The 21,940-nt window shown below is 70.4% G+C and carries 22 protein-coding genes; 8 read left to right on the top strand and 14 right to left on the bottom strand.

The annotated features are described in order from the left end of the window. Positions 1–71: 71 nt before the first annotated feature. The 8 genes from OG738_RS27105 (at position 72) to OG738_RS27070 (ending at position 8,509) form a co-directional block, all read left to right on the top strand. Positions 72–1,397 (top strand): cytochrome P450, encoded by a 1,326-nt coding sequence (locus OG738_RS27105; RefSeq protein WP_329045056.1) that lies wholly within the window; start codon positions 72–74, stop codon positions 1,395–1,397. Beyond that, on the top strand, positions 1,394–2,587 hold the full coding sequence (locus OG738_RS27100) for an NAD(P)/FAD-dependent oxidoreductase (protein ID WP_329045055.1): 1,194 nt from the start codon (positions 1,394–1,396) through the stop codon (positions 2,585–2,587). Before OG738_RS27105 ends, OG738_RS27100 begins: the two co-directional genes overlap by 4 nt. A 16-nt stretch (positions 2,588–2,603) precedes the next feature. Continuing rightward, a complete protein-coding gene (locus tag OG738_RS27095; protein WP_329045054.1) occupies positions 2,604–2,921 on the top strand; it encodes a 2Fe-2S iron-sulfur cluster-binding protein in 318 nt (105 codons plus the stop codon). A 30-nt stretch (positions 2,922–2,951) separates the two neighbouring features. Further along, complete coding sequence (locus OG738_RS27090; RefSeq protein ID WP_329045053.1) at positions 2,952–4,073, top strand: NAD(P)-dependent alcohol dehydrogenase; 1,122 nt, start codon at positions 2,952–2,954, stop codon at positions 4,071–4,073. After that, positions 4,070–5,539, top strand: a complete 1,470-nt coding sequence (locus OG738_RS27085; RefSeq protein WP_329045052.1) for an aldehyde dehydrogenase — start codon at positions 4,070–4,072, stop codon at positions 5,537–5,539. The genes OG738_RS27090 and OG738_RS27085 overlap by 4 nt, the downstream gene beginning before the upstream one ends. 132 nt (positions 5,540–5,671) lie before the next feature. Next, a complete protein-coding gene (locus OG738_RS27080) occupies positions 5,672–6,466 on the top strand; it encodes an enoyl-CoA hydratase-related protein (RefSeq protein WP_329045051.1) in 795 nt (264 codons plus the stop codon). A 15-nt stretch (positions 6,467–6,481) separates the two neighbouring features. Further along, on the top strand, positions 6,482–7,618 hold the full coding sequence (locus OG738_RS27075; protein ID WP_329045050.1) for an acyl-CoA dehydrogenase family protein: 1,137 nt from the start codon (positions 6,482–6,484) through the stop codon (positions 7,616–7,618). Positions 7,619–7,633: 15 nt separating this feature from the next. Beyond that, complete coding sequence (locus tag OG738_RS27070) at positions 7,634–8,509, top strand: SDR family oxidoreductase (RefSeq protein ID WP_329045048.1); 876 nt, start codon at positions 7,634–7,636, stop codon at positions 8,507–8,509. Between the two features lie 193 nt (positions 8,510–8,702). Here OG738_RS27070 and OG738_RS27065 read toward each other — a convergent pair whose 3' ends face one another. Genes OG738_RS27065 through OG738_RS27000 form a run of 14 tightly spaced genes read right to left on the bottom strand, consistent with a single transcriptional unit; the run spans position 8,703 to position 21,908 of the window. Continuing rightward, positions 8,703–9,701 (bottom strand): phosphotransferase family protein, encoded by a 999-nt coding sequence (locus OG738_RS27065; protein ID WP_329045047.1) that lies wholly within the window; start codon positions 9,699–9,701, stop codon positions 8,703–8,705. Then, positions 9,698–10,624 (bottom strand): DUF7064 domain-containing protein, encoded by a 927-nt coding sequence (locus OG738_RS27060; RefSeq protein WP_329045046.1) that lies wholly within the window; start codon positions 10,622–10,624, stop codon positions 9,698–9,700. The genes OG738_RS27065 and OG738_RS27060 overlap by 4 nt, the downstream gene beginning before the upstream one ends. Positions 10,625–10,631: 7 nt before the next feature. Further along, complete coding sequence (locus tag OG738_RS27055) at positions 10,632–11,432, bottom strand: enoyl-CoA hydratase/isomerase family protein (RefSeq protein ID WP_329045045.1); 801 nt, start codon at positions 11,430–11,432, stop codon at positions 10,632–10,634. A 9-nt stretch (positions 11,433–11,441) separates the two neighbouring features. Next, a complete protein-coding gene (locus OG738_RS27050) occupies positions 11,442–12,233 on the bottom strand; it encodes an enoyl-CoA hydratase/isomerase family protein (protein ID WP_329045044.1) in 792 nt (263 codons plus the stop codon). Beyond that, positions 12,233–13,249 carry an LLM class flavin-dependent oxidoreductase gene (locus OG738_RS27045; protein WP_329045043.1) on the bottom strand — a complete coding sequence of 339 codons (1,017 nt, stop codon included), beginning with the start codon at positions 13,247–13,249 and terminating at the stop codon, positions 12,233–12,235. The genes OG738_RS27050 and OG738_RS27045 overlap by 1 nt, the downstream gene beginning before the upstream one ends. 10 nt (positions 13,250–13,259) lie before the next feature. Next, positions 13,260–14,027, bottom strand: a complete 768-nt coding sequence (locus OG738_RS27040; RefSeq protein WP_329045042.1) for an enoyl-CoA hydratase/isomerase family protein — start codon at positions 14,025–14,027, stop codon at positions 13,260–13,262. 24 nt (positions 14,028–14,051) lie between these two features. Then, on the bottom strand, positions 14,052–14,876 hold the full coding sequence (gene menB / locus OG738_RS27035; protein WP_329045040.1) for a 1,4-dihydroxy-2-naphthoyl-CoA synthase: 825 nt from the start codon (positions 14,874–14,876) through the stop codon (positions 14,052–14,054). After that, positions 14,873–15,631 (bottom strand): SDR family NAD(P)-dependent oxidoreductase, encoded by a 759-nt coding sequence (locus tag OG738_RS27030; RefSeq protein ID WP_329045039.1) that lies wholly within the window; start codon positions 15,629–15,631, stop codon positions 14,873–14,875. Before OG738_RS27030 ends, menB begins: the two co-directional genes overlap by 4 nt. 10 nt (positions 15,632–15,641) lie before the next feature. Then, on the bottom strand, positions 15,642–16,556 hold the full coding sequence (locus OG738_RS27025; RefSeq protein WP_329045038.1) for a hydroxymethylglutaryl-CoA lyase: 915 nt from the start codon (positions 16,554–16,556) through the stop codon (positions 15,642–15,644). Further along, positions 16,553–17,761 (bottom strand): acetyl-CoA hydrolase/transferase family protein, encoded by a 1,209-nt coding sequence (locus tag OG738_RS27020; protein WP_329045036.1) that lies wholly within the window; start codon positions 17,759–17,761, stop codon positions 16,553–16,555. Before OG738_RS27020 ends, OG738_RS27025 begins: the two co-directional genes overlap by 4 nt. Continuing rightward, positions 17,758–18,933: a thiolase family protein gene (locus tag OG738_RS27015; RefSeq protein WP_329045034.1), complete on the bottom strand. Its 1,176-nt coding sequence runs from the start codon at positions 18,931–18,933 to the stop codon at positions 17,758–17,760. The genes OG738_RS27020 and OG738_RS27015 overlap by 4 nt, the downstream gene beginning before the upstream one ends. Further along, positions 18,933–19,667 carry an SDR family NAD(P)-dependent oxidoreductase gene (locus OG738_RS27010; protein WP_329045033.1) on the bottom strand — a complete coding sequence of 245 codons (735 nt, stop codon included), beginning with the start codon at positions 19,665–19,667 and terminating at the stop codon, positions 18,933–18,935. Before OG738_RS27010 ends, OG738_RS27015 begins: the two co-directional genes overlap by 1 nt. Then, on the bottom strand, positions 19,667–20,833 hold the full coding sequence (locus OG738_RS27005) for an acyl-CoA dehydrogenase family protein (RefSeq protein ID WP_329045032.1): 1,167 nt from the start codon (positions 20,831–20,833) through the stop codon (positions 19,667–19,669). Before OG738_RS27005 ends, OG738_RS27010 begins: the two co-directional genes overlap by 1 nt. Before the next feature lie 58 nt (positions 20,834–20,891). Beyond that, on the bottom strand, positions 20,892–21,908 hold the full coding sequence (locus tag OG738_RS27000; protein ID WP_329045030.1) for an acyl-CoA dehydrogenase family protein: 1,017 nt from the start codon (positions 21,906–21,908) through the stop codon (positions 20,892–20,894). Positions 21,909–21,940 lie beyond the last annotated feature (32 nt).

The following is a 21,940-nucleotide window of genomic DNA, read 5'->3' as shown; positions in this document are numbered from 1 at the left end:
CACGCCACGTCTCTTGGCCCAAAGATTGGACCAATAACGTGCACCGTCGCCCGTCTCCCGGAGGAAACCCGATGACCACCACGCCCGAGGTCACCACCCGCCCGATCCCGGACGAGATCGCCCGGCAGGTCGTGCTGCCGGAAGGCCACCGCTACGACGCCCCGCTGTTCGAGGCCTACCGGTGGCTGCGGGAGAACAGCCCGCTCGGCCAGGCCGACGTCGAGGGTTACGACCGGGTCTGGCTGGTCAGCAAGCACGCCGACATCATGGAGATCGAGCGGCAGCCGCACGTGTTCACCAGCGGCGGCGGGGACGAGCCCGGCTCGCACAACCCGATCCTGCAGAACCAGGCCGGTGACGCGTTCACCAAGCAGCTCACCGGCGGCAGCCTGCGCATCCTCGAGACGCTGACCTACCTGGACCCGCCCGAGCACACCCAGGTCAAGGACATCGCGAACGACTGGTTCCGCCCGGCCAACCTCAAGAAGTGGGAGGACCGGATCCGCAAGCTGGCCAAGGAGGCCATCGCGAAGCACCTCCGCAGCGGCACGAACGAGATCGACTTCGTCCAGCAGTTCGCGCTGTACTACCCGCTGCACGTGATCATGAGCCTGTTCGGTGTCCCGGAAGAGGACGAGCCGCGCATGATGACCCTGACCCAAGAGTTCTTCGGCACCGCCGACCCGGACGCGCAGCGCGCGGACGTCGAGCCGCTCACGCCGGAGGCCGCCGCGCAGCAGTGGTCCGCCGCGATCAACGACTTCTACGCCTATTTCGACGAGCTGGTCGAAGACCGCCGCGCGAACCCGCGCGACGACCTGGCGACGATCATCGCCGGGGCACGAGACAGCGACGGCGAGTACTACCGCAAGACGTTCGCCTACGGCTGGTTCATCGCGATCGCCACGGCCGGCCACGACACGACGTCCAGCACGATGTCCGGCGCGATCGAAGCGCTCGCGCAGTTCCCCGGCCAGCTGGCCAAGGTGCAGGCGAACCCGGCGCTGATCCCGGACCTGGTCAACGAAAGCCTGCGCTGGGTCTCGCCGGTCAAGCAGTTCACCCGGCAGGCGACCCAGGACTACGTGCTACGCGGGCAGCAGATCGCCAAGGGCGACCGGTTCATGCTGCTGTACCAGTCCGCCAACCGCGACGCCGACGTGTTCGACGCCCCCGACGAGTTCCGGGTGGACCGCAAGCCGAACCGGCACATCGCCTTCGGCTACGGCCCGCACATGTGCATCGGCCAGCACCTGGCCAAGCTCGAGCTGCGGATCATGTTCGAAGAGCTCCTGCCGCTGATCAAGAGCGTCGAGGTGGCCGGCGAGCGCAAGGCGGTGATGACGAACTTCGTCGGCGGGCTGCGGAAGCTGCCCGTGCGGCTGGAGCTGAAGTGAGCCGGGTCCTGATCATCGGCGCCGGGCACGCCGGCGCCACCCTGGCCGGCCTGCTGCGGCAGGCCGGCCACCGGGGCCCGGTCGAGCTGTTCGGGGACGAGGTGGACCTGCCCTACCACCGGCCGCCGCTGTCGAAGAAGTTCGCCGTGGGTGAGCTGGAGCAGTGGCTGCGCCCGGCAGAGTTCTACCGGGAACAGGACATCACGCTGCGGCTCGGCGAGCACGTCGTCGAGCTGGACACGGCCTCGCGCGAGGTGCGCACGGCGTCGGGTGACGCTTACGACTACGACCACCTCGTGCTGGCCACCGGAGCCGCGCCGCGACGGCTGGCGCTATCCGGCGTGGACCTGGCCGGAGTCGTGACGCTGCGGACCCTCGCCGACGCGCGGATTCTGCGCAAGTGCGTCGACGAGCGCCGGGCGCTGGTGATCGTCGGCGGCGGCTACATCGGGCTCGAGGTGGCCGCGGTCGCGCGGGCGAACGGCGTCGACGTCACCGTGCTGGAACGGGAAGAACGCGTACTCGCCCGCGTCGCCAGTCCCCGGCTTTCGGAGATCCTCGCCGACCACCACCGCGCCCGCGGCAGCCGGATCGTCACCGGAGCCCGGCTCGCCCGGATCGCCGGACACGACGGCCGAGTCACCGCCGTCGTACTCGAAGACGGCACGGAAATCCCCTGCGAGGCGGTCCTCATCGGCGTCGGCGCGGAACCCCGGGACGAACTGGCCGCCGCCGCGGGCTTGCGCTGCGACCACGGTGTCGTCGTCGACGGGCACGCCCGGACCAGCGATCCACACGTGCTGGCGATCGGCGACGTCACCCGCCGGCCCGGGTTCGTCCGGCTCGAAAGCATCCCCAGCGCCACCGAACAGGCCCGCCAGGCCGCCGCCACCATCACCGGCCGCGCTCCGGTTCCACCCGAGGTTCCGTGGTTCTGGTCCGACCAATTCGACCTCAAGCTCAAGATCGCCGGGCTCGTCCCGGCCGAGCCGAGCACCGTCCTCCGCGGCGACCCCGCGACCGGCCGGTTCGCCCTGTTCCACCTCGACGGCGGCGCGCTGACCGCCGTCGAGTCGGCCAACAGCCCCGCCGAGTTCATGGCGGGCAAGAAGTTCCTCGCGTCCGGCGCGCGGCTCGACCCGGCCCGGCTGGCCGACTCCTCGACCCCGCTGCGCGACGCCGTCGCCTGATCATCCGGAGGAAACCGTGCCCACCGTCACCTACGAACTCCCCGACGGCAGCCGCCACGACGTCGACGTCCCCTGTGGACAGACGGTGATGGACGGCTCGGTCCGCAACAACCTGCCCGGCATCGTCGCCGAGTGCGGCGGCAGCTGCTCGTGCGCCACCTGCCACGTGTTCGTCGAAGAAGGACAGTCCACTTTCGACGAACCGACCGACGAGGAGCGCGAGCTGCTCGAATACGCCGAAGGCGCGCAGCCGAACTCGCGGCTGTCGTGCCAGCTCGTCCTCACCGACGGTTGCCCTGGCGTCCGGGTCACCGTGCCCGGCACCAACGGCTGAATCCCTTCCCCACCCGACAAAGGAGTTCGCATGGACATCACGGCCGCCGTGGCCACCGAGCTGGGTGGCGAGTTCACCCTGCAGCACGTCGTGCTCGACGATCCCGGCCCTGGTGAGGTCGTCGTCGAGATCGCCGGGGTCGGGCTCTGCCACACCGACCTCGCCGCCAAGGACGGCCACCTGCCGTTCCCGCTGCCCGGCGTCTTCGGGCACGAAGGCAGCGGGATCGTCACCGCCGTCGGCGAGTCCGTCACGAAGGTCGGCGTCGGCGACAAAGTCGTCCTGAGCTTCAACAGCTGCGGTGACTGCCGCGAGTGCCGGCGCGACGAACCCGCGTACTGCCACGAGTTCATGGCGTACAACTTCGGCGGCGCACGCCCGGACGGCCGGAGCACCCTGCACCGCGACGGGCAGCCGCTGGGCTCGGAGTTCTTCGGGCAGTCGTCGTTCGCCACGCACGCGATCGCCCACGAACGCAACGTCGTCAAGGTGCCCGGCGACGCGCCCCTGGCGGTGCTCGGCCCGCTGGGCTGCGGGGTGCAGACGGGCGCCGGTGCGGTCCTGAACTCCATGGACTGCCAACCGGGTTCGGCGCTGCTCGTCCTGGGCGGCGGGTCGGTCGGCCTGTCCGCCGTGCTCGCCGGCGCGGTACGCGAGCTCGCGCAGATCATCGTCGTCGAGCCGCACGCCGGACGCCGTGACCTGGCGCTGGCACTCGGCGCGACACACGCACTCGACCCGGCCGCCGGACCCCTCGCCGATCAGGTGCGGGCGATCGTGCCGGACGGCGCCGACTACGTGATCGACACCACAGGCATCGCCGACGTGCTCCAGCAGGCGATGCAGGCGCTGGCGCACCGGGCCACCGTCGGCATCATCGGCGTGCCCGCCGATCCCGAGGCGGCGCTCGCGCTGAACCTCATCCAGGCGCAGGTCCTCGGCGTCCGGGTGATCGGGATCGTCGAGGGCGACAGCGATCCGGACGTCTTCATCCCGGAACTGCTCGAACTGCACCGGACCGGCCGGTTCCCGTTCGACAAGCTCGTCACCACCATGCCGTTCTCGCGGATCAACGAAGCCGTGGCCGCCCAGCACCGGGGTGACGCCGTGAAGATCGTGCTCGTGCACGACGGAACCCAGGAGCTGTCATGACGATCGACTACGACCGGCTGTACGTCGGCGGCCACTGGGCCACTCCGGCCACCGGAGAGCGGATCCCCGTGCACGCGGCGGCCACCGAGGAACTCCTCGGCAGCGTCCCGGAGGGCGCCGAGGCCGACATCGACGACGCCGTCGCCGCGGCCCGGCGCGCGTTCGACGACCCGGCGGGCTGGCCGCGCTGGGACCCGGCACGGCGCGCCGAAGTCCTCGAACGCTTCGCCGTCGCACTCGAGCAGCGGGGCGGCGAGACCGCACGCCGGGTCAGCGCGCAGAACGGCATGCCGATCGGGCTGGCCCAGCAGTTCGAAGGCGGCTTCCCACCGCTGCTGCTGCGCTACTTCACCGGCCTGGTCACCGGTACTCCGCAGGAGGAAACTCGGCCCGGGATGCTCGGCGGCAGCTCCCGGGTGATCCGGGAACCGGTGGGCGTCGTCGGGGCGATCGTGCCGTGGAACGTGCCGCAGGCGATCACCTTCCTCAAGCTGGCCCCGGCGCTGGCCGCGGGCTGCACGGTCGTGTTGAAGCCGGCCCCGGAAACCGTCCTCGACGCGCTGCTGATGTGCGAGGCCGCCGCGGCGGCCGGGCTGCCCGAAGGCGTGCTCAGCGTCGTACCCGGCGGCCGCGAACTCGGCGCGTACCTCGTGGCGCACCCGGGCGTCGACAAGGTGTCGTTCACCGGGTCGACGACGGCGGGCCGGACGATCGCCGAGACGTGCGGGCGGCTGCTGCGGCCGGTGACCCTCGAGCTGGGCGGGAAGTCGGCGGCGATCGTCCTCGACGACGCCGACCTGGCGTCGACCATCGAGAGCTTCTTCGCCGCGACCCTGCTCAACAACGGCCAGATCTGCTGGCTCGGCACCCGCGTCCTCGCCCCGAGGTCCCGCTACGGCGAGATCGTCGACACCGTGACCGACCTGGCGAAGTCACTGCGCATCGGCGATCCCCTGGACGAGACCACCCAGCTCGGTCCGCTCGTGTCGTCGAGGCAACGGGACCGCGTCGAGTCCTACATCGCGAAGGGCCTGGGTGACGGCGGCCGGCTGACCGCCGGCGGTGGGCGGCCGGCGGACCGGGACCAGGGCTGGTTCGTCGAGCCGACGGTGTTCGCCGACGTCGACAACGGGCACACCATCGCGCAGGAGGAGATCTTCGGGCCGGTCCTGTCGGTCATCCCGTACTCGTCGGAGGACGAGGCCGTCGCGATCGCCAACGCGACCGAGTACGGCCTGGGCGGCACCGTCTGGACCACCGACGCGGACCGCGGTGAGGCCGTGGCGCGGCGGGTGGCTTCGGGCACGATCGGCGTCAACGCCTACGTCAACGACCCGGCCGCGCCGTTCGGCGGGATCAAGTCCAGCGGGATCGGCCGCGAACTCGGGCCGGAGGGCCTGCACTCCTACCAGGTCTTCAAGACCGTCTACCTCGACCCGGAAAGGGGTAGGCGGGCTCTCCCCTAAGGGAGAAATACCTGCTCACCGGCGGCGGCATCCTTGATAACGATCGTTCACAGACCTAGATTCGGGGTCACGGGCGGTCGCGAGGGTGCCGCCGTCCCGCTGTTCTTCCGACGACGAAAGGACCACCGTCCGATGGACGAGTTCACCGACGTGACGTACAAGGTCGACAACGGCCTGGCGTGGATCACGATCAATCGCCCCGAGCGGTACAACTCCTTCCGGGCGCGGACGGTCGACGAGCTCGTCAAGGCGTTCAAGAGGGCCTGGAACAGCACCGAGGTCGGCGTGATCTGCTTGACCGGAGCGGGCGACAAGGCGTTCTGCACCGGCGGCGACCAGAAGCAGCGGGCCGAGACCGGCGACTACGGCCCGTCCGACTCCGGGCTGTTCGAGATCGACGCGCTGCACCACGTCATCCGGGACGTCCCCAAGCCGGTCATCGCCGCGGTGAACGGCTTCGCCATCGGCGGCGGGCACGTGCTGCACGTGCTGTGCGACCTCACCATCGCCGCCGACACGGCGAAGTTCGGGCAGAACGGCCCGCGCGTCGGATCCTTCGACGCCGGCTTCGGCACCGGCTACCTCGCCCGCATCCTCGGCGAGAAGCGCGCCCGCGAGGTGTGGTTCCTCTGCCGCCGCTACACCGCCGCCCAGATGGAGAACTGGGGCCTGGTCAACCAGGTCGTCCCCGCCGCGGAGCTGCACGACGAGGTGCGCAAGTGGGCCGACGAGATCCTGGCCCTCTCCCCCACCGCGCTCAAGGTGCTCAAGCAGTCGTTCAACACCGACACCGAGCAGTTCGCCAGCGTCGGGCAGCTGGCGTACTCGCACCTGAAGCTGTTCGGCGAATCGGCCGAGGCGCAGGAGGGCATCACCGCCTTCAACGAGAAGCGCCAGCCCGACTTCGCCGCTTACCGCGGCAACTGATAACGGTCGTTCACGATGCGGTTCACCGACGAACAACGGACCTTCGCCACCGCGGTGCGTGAGTTCTGCGCCCGCGAGTGCGGCACTTCCGCGCAGCGCGACGCGCTCACCGACGGCGGCGCGCTCGACACCAGCCGGGCGTTGCTGGAGAAGCTCGCCGGACACGGCTGGCTCGGCGTCTCCGTGCCGGAGGAGTACGGCGGGGCGGGCGCCGGGATGGTCGAAGAATGCCTCTTCCTCGAAGAGACGGCTCGCGGCCTCGCCCCGATCCACGCCTACGGAACCGGTCTCACCGCGGCGCAGACCTACCTGCGTTACGGCACCGAGGAACAGAAGAAGGACGTCGTCGGCGGCCTGTGCCGGGGCCGGGTCGAAGCCATCGCGCTGTCCGAACCGGGTGCGGGCTCCGATCTGGGCTCGGCGCGGCTGAAGGCGGTCGCCGACGGCGGCGACTACGTCATCACCGGTCAGAAGACCTGGACGACGGCGGCGCACCTGGCCGACCACGTCCTGGTGCTCACCCGCACGACCACCGGCGCCAAGAAGCACGACGGCTTGACGCTGCTGGTGGTCCCTGCGGACGCTTCCGGGCTCGCGATCCGCCCGATTTCGACCATGTCCACCCACACGGTCAACGACCTGTACTTCACCGACGTCCGCGTGCCGGCGGCGAACGTCGTCGGCGAGGTGGGCCAGGCGTGGCGGCACCTCATGCGCGGGCTCAGCGTCGAGCGGCTGATCATCGCCGCCATGTCGCTGGGCGCGGCCGAGCGGGCGCTCGACGACGTCGTCGCCTACGTCAAGGAGCGGGAGCAGTTCGGGCGGACCATCGGCAGCTTCCAGGCCGTCCGGCACCGCATCGCCGACCTCGCGACCGAGATCGCGTGCAGCCGGTCCTTCGTCTACGAGGTCGCCGAGCGCATCGACGCCGGCGAGGAGGAGCAGCTGGCCCGGGAAGGGGCGATGGCCAAGCTCAAGTGCACCGAGGTCGCCAAGCTCGTCACCCTGGAAGCGATGCAGCTGATGGGCGGCGCGGGCTACGCGAGCGAGTACGGCATGGAGAGCCAGGTGCGGAAGGCGCTCGCCCCGCCGATCTACGGCGGTGCCAACGAAATCCAGCGCGAGATCATCGGCAAGAGCTTCGGGCTCTGATCGGGAAGGTGGCAGATGAAGCCGATCTTCGCCCCGGACGTGCTGTCCGGCCAGCGGATCCTCATCACCGGCGGCGGCACGGGGCTCGGCCGCGGCGTCGCGCGGCACCTGACCGCGTACGGCGCCGAGGTACACCTGTGGGGCCGGCGCGAGTCGGTGCTGGCCGAGGCGGCCTCCGAAGCCGGTGCGCACTTCCAGACCGTCGACGTCCGCAAGGGAGACCTGGTGGACGCGGCGATGGCGGAGATCTGGGATCGCCACGGACCGCTCACCGGCGTGCTGAACAACGCGGCGGCCAACTTCATCGCCCCGACGGCCGGCCTGAGCACGCGGGCGTTCGAGGCGGTGAGCGGGACAGTGATGAACGGGTCGTTCAACACGACGCACGCGGCGGGCCGCCGGTGGATCGCCGAGGGTCTCCCGGGCGTGGTGCTGTCCACGCTGACGACGTGGGTGTGGTCGGGATCGGCGTTCGTGGTGCCGTCGGCGATGGCCAAGGCGGCGGTGCACGCGATGACGATGTCCCTGGCGGTGGAGTGGGCCCGCTACGGGATCCGGCTCAACGCGCTGGCACCGGGCCCGATCCCGACGGATTACGCGTGGGAGATGCTGAACCCGACCGAGAGCAGCGCGGTGGGCGCGACCCAGACGGACCAGATCCCGATGGGCCGCGCGGGCACGATCGAGGAACTGGCGAACCTGACGGTGTTCTTGTTCTCGGACGGCTGTAATTACTTGACGGGCGAGACGATCGCGATGGACGGTGGGCAACGGCTGGCCGGACCGGGGACATTCGCCGGACTGATGTCACTGTCCGATGAGGACTGGCGGGAGATCCGGGAACGCAGCCAGGCGGCGAGTGCGGCGGCGAAGTCGCAGCGGTCGGTCTGAAGGCCGAAGAGAGGGCCCGTGGTGACTCCGGGTCCTCTCTTCGTATCACCTGACCTGGATCCACGAGTGGCGTTGAGTGCGTTTCCCTGCCGCCGCCCGAGATCGCGGCCCGCAGCGAGCCGGCGAGTGATCCTGCGGTCTTCACGGAGAAGTGGTGCGGCGTCTGAACGATCAACGTCCGCGACGGGCCGAGTCAGCCCGTCGCGCGCTGAGCCGCCTCCAGGAACGACTTCACCAGCACCGGATCCGCGTAGTACTCGTCGACCGCGCGGCGGCGGCCGTATTCGTACAGCACCGCCAGTTTCCACAGCGCCAGCGTCGTGTACCAGTCCAGTGTGGACAGGTCCCGCCCGGTCCGCGAGGCGTACCGGGACGCCAGCTCGGCCCGAGTCGGATACCCCGGCTCCAGTGCCGCGATCCCCAACTCCTCCGTCGGCGTCAGCGGAGCGTCCGGCGAGGGCCACGACGCCAGGAAGTAGCCGACGTCGAAGAGCGGGTCGCCGATCGTCGCGAGTTCCCAGTCCAACACCGCGGCGATGCGGCCCGGAGCGGCCAGGACCACGTTGCCCAGCCGGTAGTCGTTGTGCACGATCGACGCGCCGGACTCCGGCGGGACGTGCGCGGCCAGCCAGGCGTGGACCTCGGCGAACTCCGGCGGCGGCTGACCGTCGGAGTCCGCGACAAGGCGGCCCATGCGGCGGAAGTGCCGGGCGTTGAACCCTTCCGGCCGGCCCAGGTCGGCCAAGCCGCGGGCACGCCAGTCGACCGCGTGCAGCGCCGCCAGGGTGTCCACCAGCGCGAATCCGATCTCCCGGCGAGCGGAGGGCGTGTCCAGCGGAGCGGGCGTCCGCTCGGTGACCACCGGACCCTCGACGTAGCTCATGACGTAGAACGGCACGTCCAGCACCTCGCCCGCGGACGCCACCGCCAGTACGGAAGCCACCGGGACCTCCGTGCCCGCGAGCGCGCCGACCAGCCGGGCCTCCCGCAGCATGTCGTGCGCGCCCGGTGGCACCGGTGGTGGCGGTGGGCGCCGGACGACGACCTGGTGGGAGCCGTCGGTCACCAGGAACGTCAGGTTCGAATGGCCGTCGCCGATGCGGCGGGTCGTCACCGGGCCGGAACACAAGCCCCGCGAAGTCAGGAACCCCTCCAGAAGAGAGCGCGAAGAGGCGTCCCAGTCCCAGGTCACCGCGCACTCTCGATCAGGTGCTGGAGGTACTGGCCCGGCCAGTGCGTCTCGAACTGACCGGCCCCCTCCTCGCCGTCGATGGTCGCCCGGCAGGCGGCTTCGGTGATGACCGTGCCCATGGGATCGCGAGTCGGCAGCTTCACGACGCCGAACGCGTCCAGCACCAGCCGGGTCGTTTCGCCCGTGATGTCGACGACGTCGGCCTCCAGGCGCTTCTGCGTCATGTCGTCGTGGTACTCGGCGTGGTGGCGGATGTGCGACACCGGGATCGTGACGCCGTCATTGACCACGTATCCGGCGAAACCCCATTCACCGCGGGCAATCCAGATCCAGCCGTTCACCACCCGACCGCTCTCGGTGTAGGCGATGAACCACTTCCAGTGGTGTGGCACGCCCCAGTTCCGCACGCCCCACGAGTGGTCGCGGTGGCCCTTGCGGTCCCACGCGATCCGCCTGCCCGCGACTTCCAGGAAGCCGGTCACGTGGCCGGTCTGCTCCAGGCGGTTCTCCGCGAACCACGCGGGCAGCCCGTCCGGGTTGGATCGGTAGCTGAACGCGTCGTGCAGTGCCGTGAAGTTGTACTCCAGCTTGACGTCGTCACTCGTGTAGGAAACCGAGGCCGTGCGCCGTAGCTCGGGCTGCTTGACGCTCAGGCCGTCGAAGTGGAAGTTGTCGAGATCCTCGTCTTCGCCGACTACGCCCTGCGAGAGTTTCACCGCGACCGGATCAGGCCCCCACACCGACACGTTGTAGCCGGTCTTGCCGCGGTCGGTCAGGTACAGGTAGATCTGCACGCCGAGCTGTTCGTCGGGCATGATCAGTTCCCAGAACAGGCTGTCACGCATCCGGCCGCCGGGTGCGGGGCGGTGCCGGAGGTCGTCGGCAGGCCCGAAACCGGGGTCGATGTCTCCGAGCGTCGTCATGAATGCCTCACCTTCCGGTGAACTGCGGCCGGCGCTTGTCCTTGAACGCGGCCAGCGCTTCGGTCATGTCCTCACCGCGGGTCAGCAGCGCCTGCCCGCGGTTCTCCAGTTCCAGGGCCCCGGCGTAGGACGCGATCTCCTGGTTGCGCTGCAGGGCCTGCTTCGACAGCTTCACCCCGCCCGGCGAGTTTCCCGCGATCTGCCGGGTCAGCTCGAGGGCCTCGTCGAGCAGACGCTCGCTCGGCACGACCCGGTTCACCAAGCCGATCCGGAGCGCTTCGTCAGCCTCGACAATCCTTGCGGTGTAGGCGATCTCGGCGGCCCGGCCGGGACCGACCAGGCGGGTCAGCTGCCACGACGTACCCAGCTCGCCCGCCGACAGGCCGACTTTGACGAATGCGGCGTTGAACTTCGCCGTCGGCGTGGCGAGCCGGATGTCCGCGGTCAGCGCCAGCGACAGCCCGCCGCCGGACGCGGCCCCGTGGATCGCGGCGATCACCGGGAACGGCAACTGCCGCAGCGCGGCGAGACCACCCGTGGCGAGCTCCTGGAACTTGAGGAACTCCCGCACGCCCATGCGCGTGATGACCTCGATCTCGGCGAGGTCGAACCCGGCGCAGAACGCGCGTTCGCCGGCGCCGGTGAGGACGAGCGCGCGAGCGCCGCTGTCACGCAAGGCGCGCGCGGCAGTACGGATCTCGCCGAACATCTCGACGGTCATCGAATTCATCCGGTCCGGCCGGTTCAGCTTCAGAACCAGGACACCGGGTTCGGGTTCCTCGACGAGGAGCGTCCGGAAGTCGGGCACAGCGGTCTCCTAACGTCCGGTGAAGTTCGGGGCGCGCTTTTCCTTGAAGGCGGCGAGCGCTTCGGGCATGTCCTCGCCGCGGGTGAGCAGCGCCTGGCCGCGGTTCTCCAGTTCGAGCGCGGCCGCGTAGGAACCGATCTCCATGTTGGCCTGCAGCGCCCGCTTCGACAGCTGCACGCCGCCCGGGGAGTTGGCGCAGATCAGCTGAGCCATCGACAGGGCTTCGTCGAGCAATCGGTCGTCGTCGACGGTCTTGTTCACCAGCCCGATCCGCTCAGCTTCGTCGGCCAGGACGAACCGGCCGGTGTAGGCGATCTCGGCGGCGAGCGCGGGCCCGATGGTCCGGGACAGCAGCCACGACGCGCCGAGGTCGCCCGCCGACAGTCCTATTCGGACGAACGCGGCGTTGAACTTCGCCGAGCGGGCCGCCAGGCGGATGTCCGCGGCCAGTGCCAGCGAGAGCCCGCCGCCGGCGGCCGCGCCGTTCACCGCGGCGATCACCGGGACGCGCAGCGCGCGCAGGGCGGAAAGCCCCCGAGCGGCCCGTTCCTGCCGGTCGAGCATGCCCAACGCGGTCAGGCCGGCCAGCTCGTCGGCGTCGTCCAAGTCGTAGCCCGCGCAGAACGCCTTCCCGGCGCCGGTCAGCACGACCGCGCGGACGTCGTCGTCTTCGCCGAGGGTGAACGCCAAGTCCTCCAGCTCGGCGAACATCGTCACCGTCATGGCGTTGTAGCGGTCCGGGCGGTTCAGCGTCGCCAGCACGACTCCCTCGGCGGGCCGGGTCAGGTCGATGGTCTCCATCAGCGCATCCCTTCGAGGACTGCGAGCGTCGCGGCTTCCGCCTCTTCCGGTTTCAGGCCCCACGGCGGGACGACGAGGTTCAGGTGGTCGTAGTCGCGGGCGTGCTCGGCCACCCGCGCCCGCAGGTCGGCCGGGCGGCAGGCCACCCCGACGGCGTCGAGCACCTCGTCCGGGACGGCGGCGACCACGGCCTCTTCGTCGCGGGCGCGGACGGCCTCGCGGATCCGCTCCTGCGCCGACGACCAGCCGTGCAGCGCGAACAGCCGGTCGTAGACGCGCGATGCGGCGTACTGGGCCACCGCGAAGGCGAGCCGGCGACGCGCGGCCTGCTCGTCCTCGTCGACTGCGCACATCAGGATCCCCATCAACGTGATCTCAGCGGGGTCCCGGCCTGCTTCGGCCGCCCCGGCGTCGAGTTCGGGACGCACGACCTCGGCGATGTAGCGGCCGGTGTACATCGGGTGCCCGACGAGCCCGTCGGCGACCCGGCCCGCGACGCGGACCATCAGCCGGTTCACGCCCGCCGTCCAGATCGGCAGGCGTTCCTGGACCGGTGGTGCGGTGTCGGCGGTCGGGCGCAGGTGCACGCGGTAGAATCGGCCGTCGTGCTCGACCGGGCCCTCGTGCAGCCGCCACAGCTTCCGCAGGACGGTGACCAGCTCTTCCATCCGCTCAGCGGGCGCTTCGCCGCTGACGCCGTGCCAGTCCTCCATCATCCGCGGTGTGCCGTTGCCCAAGCCGAGCACCAGCCGGCCACCGGACAGTTCGTCCAGGTCACGGGCTTCCGCGGCCCAGACCAGCGGCGTGCGGCCGACCCCGTAGGCGATGTTGCAGCCGATCCGGACCCGCTCGGTGGTCTGGGACAGCACGGCCATGGGAACCGTGGCCGAGCGGTTGTACAGCTCGCCGGTCCAGACGGCGTCGAACCCGGCCTCCTCGGCCCGGACGGCCAGGTCCGCGGCGCGCCGGAACCGCTCGGGTCCGGCGCCCGCGCTGAAAATGGTCAGTCCGTACATGGCTTTCCCCTCACGCGAACTTCGGCGGGCGCTTGCCGAGGAACGCGGCGAGGCCTTCCGGCGCCTCACCGGTTTCGAAGAGGTCCTGTACTTGCTCGACCTCGTAGCGGAAGCCCTGCTCGAGCGGCAGGTCGAACGCCGCGTCGACCGCACGGACCACCGCACTCAACGCCGGACGGGACAGCGTGACGAGCTTCTCCGCCAGCTCCAGCGCCGCCGCTTCGGCCTTGCCCGCGTCGACGAGCCGATCGGCCAGACCAATGGCATGGGCTTCGGCCGCGGGCACCTGCCGGGCAGTGAGCATGATGTCCAGGGCCCGGCCACGGCCGACCAAGCGCGGCAGCCGCTGCGTGCCGCCGGCGCCGGGGATGAGACCCAGCTTCACCTCGGGCAGACCGAACCGGGCGTCGGCGCCGGCCACCCGCAGCGTGCACGCCATGGCCAGTTCCAGGCCGCCGCCCAGCGCGAGCCCGTCCACCGCGGCGATGGTGACGCGCTCGGGTGCGGCCAGCCGGTCGAGCACCCCGCGCAGGCGGTCGCCGTAGGCGGTGAACGAAGCCGCGTCGATACCGGACATGTGCTTGATGTCGGCGCCCGCCGCGAAGAACCCGGGCACTTCGGAGGCGACCACGATGATCTTGGCGTCCCCGGCGTCGTCCAGGGCCGCGTTCAGCCCGTCGATGATCGGCAGGCCCAGCGCGTTCGCCGGGGGCCGGGCCAGGGTGAGCACGCGGATGCCAGGACCGGCGTCGCGGACGCTGACGGCGTCGTCAGTCATCGTCTTCCTCCACAGTGGACTGGTTCAGGGGCGGCGCGGGAACCGCGCGAAGTCGGGGGCGCGTTTCTCCTTGAACGCCTCGCGGCCCTCCTTGGCCTCTTCGGAGGCGTAGAAGAGCAGGTTGGCGTCGTGGGCAAGTTGCTGGATCCCGGCGAGCCCGTCCTCGGCGGCGTGGAAGCTGGCTTTGAGCAGCCGCAGCGCGAACGGCGACAGCTCGAGCATCTCCCGGCACCACGCGACGGTCTCGTTCTCCAGCTCGCTCAGCGGGACGACGGTGTTCACCAGGCCCATTTCGAGGGCTTGGCGGGCGTCGTACTGGCGGCACAGGAACCAGATCTCCTTGGCCTTGCGCGCGCCGACGAGCTGGGTGAGCAGCCCAGCGCCGAAGCCGCCGTCGAAGGAGCCGACGCGGGGACCGGTCTGACCAAACCACGCGTTGTCGGCGGCGATCGCCAGGTCGCAGACGAGCTGCAGGACCTGTCCCCCGCCGACCGCGTACCCGGCGACCATCGCGACCACCGGTTTGGGCAGCCGCCGGATCTGGACGTGCAGGTCGGTGACGTGGAACCGGCCCGGCCGCCCGGGCTCGGACACGTACCCGGTGTCGCCCCGGACGCGCTGGTCGCCGCCCGAGCAGAAGGCCAGCTCACCTTCGCCGGTCAGGATGATCACGCCGATCGACGTGTCCTCGCGGGCGGCGTCGAGCGCGTCGGAGATCTCGACCAACGTCTGCGGCCGGAACGCGTTGCGCACCTCCGGACGGCAGATCGTGATCTTGGCGATCCCGTCGCCGCTGTAGTCGAGGCGGATGTCTTCGTAAGACCCTGCCTCTTTCCAGTCCACGCTCATGCCATGGTCAATCCGCCGCTGACCGAAAGGGTCTGACCGGTGATGTACCCGGCCGCGTCGGAGGCGAAGAACGCGACGGCGGCGGCGATGTCCTCGGGCTGGGCGAGCCGCTTCATCGGGACCGCGCGGACCATGCCGCCGAGCACCTTGTCGGCGTCCTGCCCGGAGCTGTCGGCGAACTTGCGCAGCGCCGGCGTGTCGGTCGGACCGGGGCACACGGTGTTGGCGGTGACGCCCTTGGTCGCGACCTCGCGGGCGAGGGTCTTGGTGAAGGCGATGATGCCGCCCTTGGCGCCCGAGTAGACGGCTTCCAGCGACGAGCCGACGCGGCCGGCGTCCGAGCCGATGTTGATCACGCGGCCGAAGCCGCGCTCGATCATGCCCGGGACGACGGTCCGGATCACCCGCAGCGCGCCCTTGAAGTTGATGTCGAGGATGCGGTCCCAGAAGTCCTCGTCGGTGTCGACGAACTTCATGAAGTCGTCCCAGCCGGCGTTGTTGACGACGATCTCGATCGGGCCCAGTTCGTCGGTGACCGTCTTCACCGCGGCCTGCACGGACGCGGTGTCGGTGATGTCGGCCTGCACCGCGAGGGCGGTGCCGCCGGCCGCGGTGATCTTCTCGGCCGTGGCCTGCGCGGCCTCGAGGTTGAGGTCGGCGATGGCGACGCGGTGCCCGTGTTCGCCGAGGGCCAGCGCGATGCCCTGCCCGATGCCCTGCGCACCACCGGTGACGAGGGCGACGCGATTGCTCATGTTCTCTCCTTTACGCGTGAGCCCACTGGACGGGGCCGGCGACGATCGAATGGCTGGTCAGCTTGCGGCCGAGGACGTCCTGGACGTCCCGTGCGGCGTCGATGAGCGCGGGCAGGGAGATTCCGGTGGCAACGCCCATCTCGTGGAACATGCTGACCAGGTCCTCGGTGGCGATGTTGCCGGTGGAGCCGGGCGGGACCGGGCAACCGCCCAGCTCCCCGAAGCTCGACTCGAAGCTCGTGCACCCGGCTTCCAGAGCGGCGAAGGCGTTGGCCAAGCCCTGCCCGCGGGTGTTGTGGAAGTGTGCGGTGACCTCGACGCCCGGCAGCCGGTCCAGGGCGGCGGCGAAGAACTCCGAGACGTACGCGGGGTTCGCCATGCCCGTGGTGTCCCCGAAACCGATCTCGGTCGCGCCGGCCTCGGCGAAGCGTTCGGCCAGACCAAGAACGCGGTCCAGGGGAACCTTGCCCTCGTAGGGGCAGCCGAACGACGTCGCGATGACCGCGGCGCACCCGAGTCCGGCGTCGGTGATCCGGCGGGCCATGACGTCGTTGTCGGCCATGGTGTCGGCGATCGCGCGGTTGACGTTCTTCTTGTTGTGGGTCTCCGAAGCGCTGACGAAGATCGCGGCTTCGTGGAACTTCTCGCGAGCCTTCAGCGCGTTGTCGAGGCCCTTGCTGTTCGGCACGAGCACCATCAGCCGGACGTCGCCGGGCACGTCGATCCGGTCGAGCACCTCGGCGCCGTCGGACAGCTGCGGGATGACGTCCGCGCGGACGAAACTCGCCACCTCGATGCGCTTGAGGCCTGTGCGGGCGAGCGCGTTGATCAGCCGCACCTTCTCGCCGGTCGGGATGCGCTCGGGCTCGTTCTGAAACCCGTCGCGCGGCCCGACCTCGCGGACGTGCACCCGGTCTGGCCTCATTTCGTTCCCTCCAGCACGTCTTCGCGGAACTCGGGCGCCGCGATCGCGGCCAGCCGCCGAGCCCGTTCGGTCAGGTCGCAGCCGCGCAGGTGCGCGACGCCGTACTCGGTGACCACGTGGTCCACATCGGACCGTCCGGTGGTGACCGGCCCGTCAAGCCTCGGGACGATCGTGGAGTGCTGTCGCGAGCGGGCGCGCACGGTGATGATCGACCGCGCGCCGGTCAGCGCGGCCGCCCGGGAGAAGTCGACTTGTCCACCGATCGCTCCAATGTGGACTCCGCGACGCTGTTCGGCGCCCACCTGGCCGGTCAGGTCGACCTCGATCGCCGAGTTGACCGAGACGAACGAACCCAGCCGGGCCAGGACGTGCGGGGCGTGGGTGTAGCTCGCGGGCCGGAACTCGACCGGCAGCTCGGAGAGCCGGTCGTACAGCTCGGTGCTGCCGAGAGCGGCGCCGGTGACGACCAGCCCCCGGTCGATCTCCTTGCGGGCGCCGGTGACCACGCCTTTCTCGACGAGCCGGAGCACGCCGTCGGAGATCATTCCCGAGTGGACACCGAGGTCCTGGTGTCCAGCCAGCGCGTCGAGCACGGCGGTCGGCAGCGACCCGACGCCGAGTTGCAGGGTGTCGCCGTCCTCGACCAGCTCGGCGACGTGCCGGGCGATGGCCAGCTCTACGTCGTCGGCCGCGCGAGCCGGCGCTTCGGCCAGGGGCCGATCGGTCTCGACGACCGCGGCGAACCGGCTCAGCGGGATGCGCGGGGTCCCGGTGGTCGCGGGCATCCGCCGGTTGACCTCGGCCAGCAGCACCGGCGTGTGCTCGAGAGCGTCGGCGATGTAGTCGACGCCGACGCCGAGCGAGCACCTGCCGTCGGCATCCGGAGGCGAGACCTGCACGAAGCCGACATCGGACGGCAGGGCGCCTTCGGCGAACAGGCGCGGCAGGGCCGAGTAGTGGCACGGCACGACGTCGAGCCGGTCGAGCCGCCGCAGCTCGCCGAGCGCGCCGTAGGACGACAGCGTGACGCTCTCCGGCAGCTGCCGCGTCAGGCGTTCGTCCCAGCTCAGGCCGCAGAACGCGCGCACCGGGCCGAGGGCGTCGGCCTGGTCGAGCAGGGCGTGCACGAGCGGGGTCGGCTCGGCGCTCGCCTGGCTCCACCAGACGCCCGAGCCCGGCCGCACGTAGGGGCTGAGGTCGATCATGCGCCGAGCCGCTGGATCAGCGTCGCGGTGCCGAGACCGCCACCGCAACACATCGTGACCAGACCGAATTCGGCGTCCCGGCGCTCCAGTTCGGCGACGATCGTCGCCACCAGCCGGGCGCCGGTCGCGCCGACCGCGTGGCCGAGCGCGATGGCGCCGCCGTTGACGTTCACGCGGTCCATGTCCGGCTTCAGCTCGCGTTCCCAGGCCAGGACCACGGAACTGAAGGCTTCGTTCACCTCGAAGAGGTCGATGTCGCCGACCGACATGCCGTTGCGGTCCAACAGTTTGCGAGTGGCCGGGATCGGCCCGGTCAGCATGATGATCGGGTCCACGCCGACGGTCAGCTGGTCGACGATCCGCGCTCGTGCCCGCAGTCCGTGCTCCTCGGCGGCCTCGCGGGAGGCGAGCAGAACCGCGGCGGCGCCGTCCGAAATCGGCGACGAGCTGCCCGCGGTGATCCGGCCGTTCTCCTTGCGGAACGCGGGTTTCAACCCGGCGAGGGTCTCGACGCTGGTGCCGGGACGGATGCTCTGGTCGCTCCGGCGGGTCTCCCCTGCCAGGTCGAGGGGGATCATCTCGGCGTCGAAGCGGCCCGCGTCCCGGGCCTCGGTGGCCAGCCGGTGCGAGCGGGCGGCGAACTCGTCCAGTTCGGACCGGCCGATGTCCCAGCGGTCCGCGATCAGCTCGGCGCTTTCGCCTTGGTGCACGAAGGCGTACTGGTCGCGCAGCTCGGGCGGCCACGGGTCGCCGTACAGTTCCTGGATCTTCACCGGCGAGTCGATGGGCACGTGCCCCATGTGCTCGACGCCGCCCGCGATGACGACGTCGTGGGTGCCGGTGCCGACCAGACCCGCCGCCATCTCGATCGCCGTCTGCGCGGAACCGCACCGCCGGTCGAGCGTCACGGCCGGGACCTCGGGCGGGTAGCCGGCCTGGAGCCAGGCGTTGCGGCCGATGTTGCGCGACTGTTCGCCGAACGGCGCGGTGCAGCCGATCACGAGATCCTCGACGACGTCCGGCGCGAACCCGCCGCGGGTCAGCAGCTCGGTGTAGCAGGCCGCGAGGATCGTGTTCGGGTGCGTGTCGCGGTACCAGCCCCGCTCCGGGTGGGATTTCCCGATCGGGGTCCGCACGGCTTCGGCGATGAGCACTTCGCGTCCGTGGCGCATCAGATCACCGTCCCGCCGTCGACCGGGAGGACCTGGCCGGTGATGTACCCGGCGGCGTCCGAGGCGAAGAACACGAAGCTGCCGGCAATCTCGTCGGGCTCGGCCCAGCGGCCGAGCGGGATCCGGGCGAGGGTCCTCGCCGCGAGCTTCTCGTTGGCGCGGATGTTCTCGGTCATCGCCGTCGCGGCCAGCGGCGCGAGCGCGTTCACGGTCACGTTGCGGCGTGCGAGTTCCTTGGCCAGCGACTTGGTGAAGCCGATGATCCCGGCCTTCGCGGCGCCGTAATTGGCCTGACCGATCGTGCCGGTCAGACCGGCGGCGGAGGTGACGTTGATGACCCGGCCGGTCCCGTCCTCCGGCAGGTAGGGCAGGACGGCCTTGCTGCAGACGAAACTTCCGACGACGTGGATGTCGAGGATGCGGCGGAACGCCTCTTCGGTGAGGTCGGGGAACATCGCCGGGGCGATCGCGCCCGCGTTGTTGACCAAGATGTGCAAGGTGCCGTCCGCCAGGGCCGCCGCCTGGCGTGCCGCGTCGGCCGCGGCTTGCGCGTCGCGGACGTCGAGTACGCAGTACTCCGCACCGATGGCTTCGGCGGTCGTCTTGGCCGCCTGCTCGTCGATGTCGGTCACGAGGACTTTGGCGCCCGCGTCGGCGAACGCTTTCGCCACCGCCGCGCCGATGCCGCCGCCGGCCCCGGTGACCAGGGCGGCGCGGCCGTTGAGTCGGAACATCAGTAACTCCTGGGGAGGCCGAGGACGTGCGAGCCGAGGTAGTTGAGGACCATCTCCTGGCTCAGCGGGGCGATCTTGAGCAGCCGAGCTTCGCGGAAGTACCGCGCGACGTGGTACTCCTCCGAGTAGCCCATGCCGCCGTGGGTCTGCAGGGCGCGGTCGGCCGCCTGGAACCCGGCGTCGGCGCAGAGGTACTTGGCGGTGTTCGCCTCGCGGCCGCAGGGTTTTCCGTTGTCGTAGAGCCAGGTCGCCTTGCGCAGGGCCAGTTCCGCGGCGTCGAGCCGGGCGAGCGAGTCGGCCAGCGGGAACTGCAGGCCCTGGTTCATCCCGATCGGCCGGCCGAACACCTCGCGTTCGTTGCCGTAGCGGACGGCGCGTTTCAGCGCGACCCGGCCGAGGCCGAGGGCTTCGGCGGCGACGAGCATCCGTTCGGGGTTGAGGCCGTCGAGGAGGTACTTGAAGCCTTCGCCCTCTTCGCCGACGCGGTCCTCGACGGGCACGCGCAGGTCGTCGATGAACAGCTCGTTCGACGTCACGGCATTGCGGCCCATCTTGCGGATCGGCCGGATGTCGACGTGCGCACGGTCGAGGTCGGTGAGGAACAGCGTGAGCCCGTCGGTCTTCTTCTCGACGTCTTCGAGTTTGGTCGTCCTGGTCAGCAGAAGGACCTTTTCGGACTCCATCGCCTTGGAGATCCAGACCTTGCGGCCGTTGACGACGTAGTGGTCGCCGTCGCGGCGGGCGAACGTCGTGATCCGCGTGGTGTCCAGGCCGGCGCCGGGTTCCGTGACGCCGAAGCAGACGTGCAGGTCGCCCGTGACGATCCTCGGCAGCGTCCGGCGTTTCAGCTCCTCCGAGCCGTGCTTGATCACCGGGTGCATGCCGAAGATCGACAGGTGCATCGAACTGGCGGCGTTCATCCCGCCACCCGACGCGGAGACCTCTTCCAGCAGCAGCGCGGCTTCGGTGATGCCGAAGCCGTGGCCGCCGTACTCCTCCGGCGTGGTGATCCCGAGCCAGCCGCCCTGGGCGAACGCGTCGTAGAACTCGGCCGGGAACTCGTGGGCCTCGTCCTTGGCGAGCCAGTAGTCGTCGTCGAACTTGCCCGCCAGGTCGGCCACCGCCGCCCGGATCGTGGCCTGGTCTTCGGTCAGCTCAAAGTCCACAGCAAGTCTCCCGCTACTCCTTGTATGGACTAACTATACAAAAGGACTGACCAAAAATCTAGGCCACCGGCACCAGCGGAAGCGCGGCGGCGAGACGCTCGTTCCAGACGCCGGGGCCACCGAAGAGACGGTTGTTCAGCTTGGCGCGCTTGTAGAACAGCTGCAGGTCGTGCTCCCAGGTGTAGCCGATGGCGCCGTGCACGGTGAGCGCACTGTCGGCGATCCGCTCCCCTGCCGCACAGACCTGGGCTTTGGCCGCGGCCGCGTGCAAAGCCGCGTCCTCGTGACCGGCCTCGACCGACGCGGCCGCGTAGTAGACGAGCGAGCGTGCTGCTTCGACGTCCACCAGCATGGTGGCGGCCGCGTGCTTGACGGCCTGGAACGAGCCGATCGGGACGCCGAACTGGTGACGCTGCTTGCTGTATTCGACCGCGAGTTCGAGCATCCGTTCCGCCGCACCGAGACTGTCGGCCGCGACGAGCACCGCGGCCCGCAAGGCCGCCTGCCGCCGCAAGCTCCGGGCCCCCTCGGGAACCACGGTCTCCCCGGCCCGCACCGCAAGGTCGGCGACCGACCGGCTCCGGTCCAAGAGCTTGCGGGGCACCGCGGAAGCCTCGGCGAGCAGCACCCGATCGCCGTCCGGCACGAGGAATCGTCGCGCCCGATCGCCGGCGAGCACGTACTCGCCCGCTCGACCGTCGGCGTCCAGCGGACGGTCGGCGCTCAGGGCGAGTACGACGAATTCGCCGTCCTCCAGGGAAGCGGCCGCCAGCTCGGGCTTTCCGGACAAAAACGGAGCGGCCAGCAGTGCGGCCAGCCACGCGGCCGAGGGCGCCGCGGAACGGCCGAGTTCTTCGGCGGCCAGCGCGAGTTCGACCAGGCCGCCGCCCTGACCACCGTGTTCTTCGGCCGTGCCGACGGTGAACCAGCCTTCTTCGACGAAGCGGCGTTCGAACGGCGTGGGATCACCGGACTCCAGCCAGCGCCGCACCTGGTCCGTCGGAGCGAACCGCTCCAGCCAGCCTTTGAAGGACTCCTGGAACAGTTCCTGGTCCTCGGTCAGGGTCCACCGCATGCCCGCGCCTCCCGGATTCCGGTGCCGACTAC

It is taken from the genome of Amycolatopsis sp. NBC_01488, assembly GCF_036227105.1.
In the GTDB taxonomy this organism is placed as follows: domain Bacteria; phylum Actinomycetota; class Actinomycetes; order Mycobacteriales; family Pseudonocardiaceae; genus Amycolatopsis.
This window is presented reverse-complemented; position numbering and strand designations above follow the sequence as displayed.

Bases quoted from the DNA above. Each gene is read 5' to 3' on its own strand.
- OG738_RS27030 (WP_329045039.1), bottom strand. From the start codon at position 15,631: ATGAGCAATCGCGTCGCCCTCGTCACCGGTGGTGCGCAGGGCATCGGG.
- OG738_RS27010 (WP_329045033.1), bottom strand. From the start codon at position 19,667: ATGTTCCGACTCAACGGCCGCGCCGCCCTGGTCACCGGGGCCGGCGGC.
- OG738_RS27025 (WP_329045038.1), bottom strand. From the start codon at position 16,556: ATGAGGCCAGACCGGGTGCACGTCCGCGAGGTCGGGCCGCGCGACGGG.
- OG738_RS27090 (WP_329045053.1), top strand. From the start codon at position 2,952: ATGGACATCACGGCCGCCGTGGCCACCGAGCTGGGTGGCGAGTTCACC.
- OG738_RS27000 (WP_329045030.1), bottom strand. From the start codon at position 21,908: ATGCGGTGGACCCTGACCGAGGACCAGGAACTGTTCCAGGAGTCCTTC.
- OG738_RS27070 (WP_329045048.1), top strand. From the start codon at position 7,634: ATGAAGCCGATCTTCGCCCCGGACGTGCTGTCCGGCCAGCGGATCCTC.
- OG738_RS27020 (WP_329045036.1), bottom strand. From the start codon at position 17,761: ATGATCGACCTCAGCCCCTACGTGCGGCCGGGCTCGGGCGTCTGGTGG.
- OG738_RS27060 (WP_329045046.1), bottom strand. From the start codon at position 10,624: ATGACGACGCTCGGAGACATCGACCCCGGTTTCGGGCCTGCCGACGAC.
- OG738_RS27045 (WP_329045043.1), bottom strand. From the start codon at position 13,249: ATGTACGGACTGACCATTTTCAGCGCGGGCGCCGGACCCGAGCGGTTC.
- OG738_RS27075 (WP_329045050.1), top strand. From the start codon at position 6,482: ATGCGGTTCACCGACGAACAACGGACCTTCGCCACCGCGGTGCGTGAG.
- OG738_RS27080 (WP_329045051.1), top strand. From the start codon at position 5,672: ATGGACGAGTTCACCGACGTGACGTACAAGGTCGACAACGGCCTGGCG.
- OG738_RS27050 (WP_329045044.1), bottom strand. From the start codon at position 12,233: ATGGAGACCATCGACCTGACCCGGCCCGCCGAGGGAGTCGTGCTGGCG.
- OG738_RS27105 (WP_329045056.1), top strand. From the start codon at position 72: ATGACCACCACGCCCGAGGTCACCACCCGCCCGATCCCGGACGAGATC.
- OG738_RS27015 (WP_329045034.1), bottom strand. From the start codon at position 18,933: ATGCGCCACGGACGCGAAGTGCTCATCGCCGAAGCCGTGCGGACCCCG.
- OG738_RS27085 (WP_329045052.1), top strand. From the start codon at position 4,070: ATGACGATCGACTACGACCGGCTGTACGTCGGCGGCCACTGGGCCACT.
- menB (WP_329045040.1), bottom strand. From the start codon at position 14,876: ATGAGCGTGGACTGGAAAGAGGCAGGGTCTTACGAAGACATCCGCCTC.
- OG738_RS27040 (WP_329045042.1), bottom strand. From the start codon at position 14,027: ATGACTGACGACGCCGTCAGCGTCCGCGACGCCGGTCCTGGCATCCGC.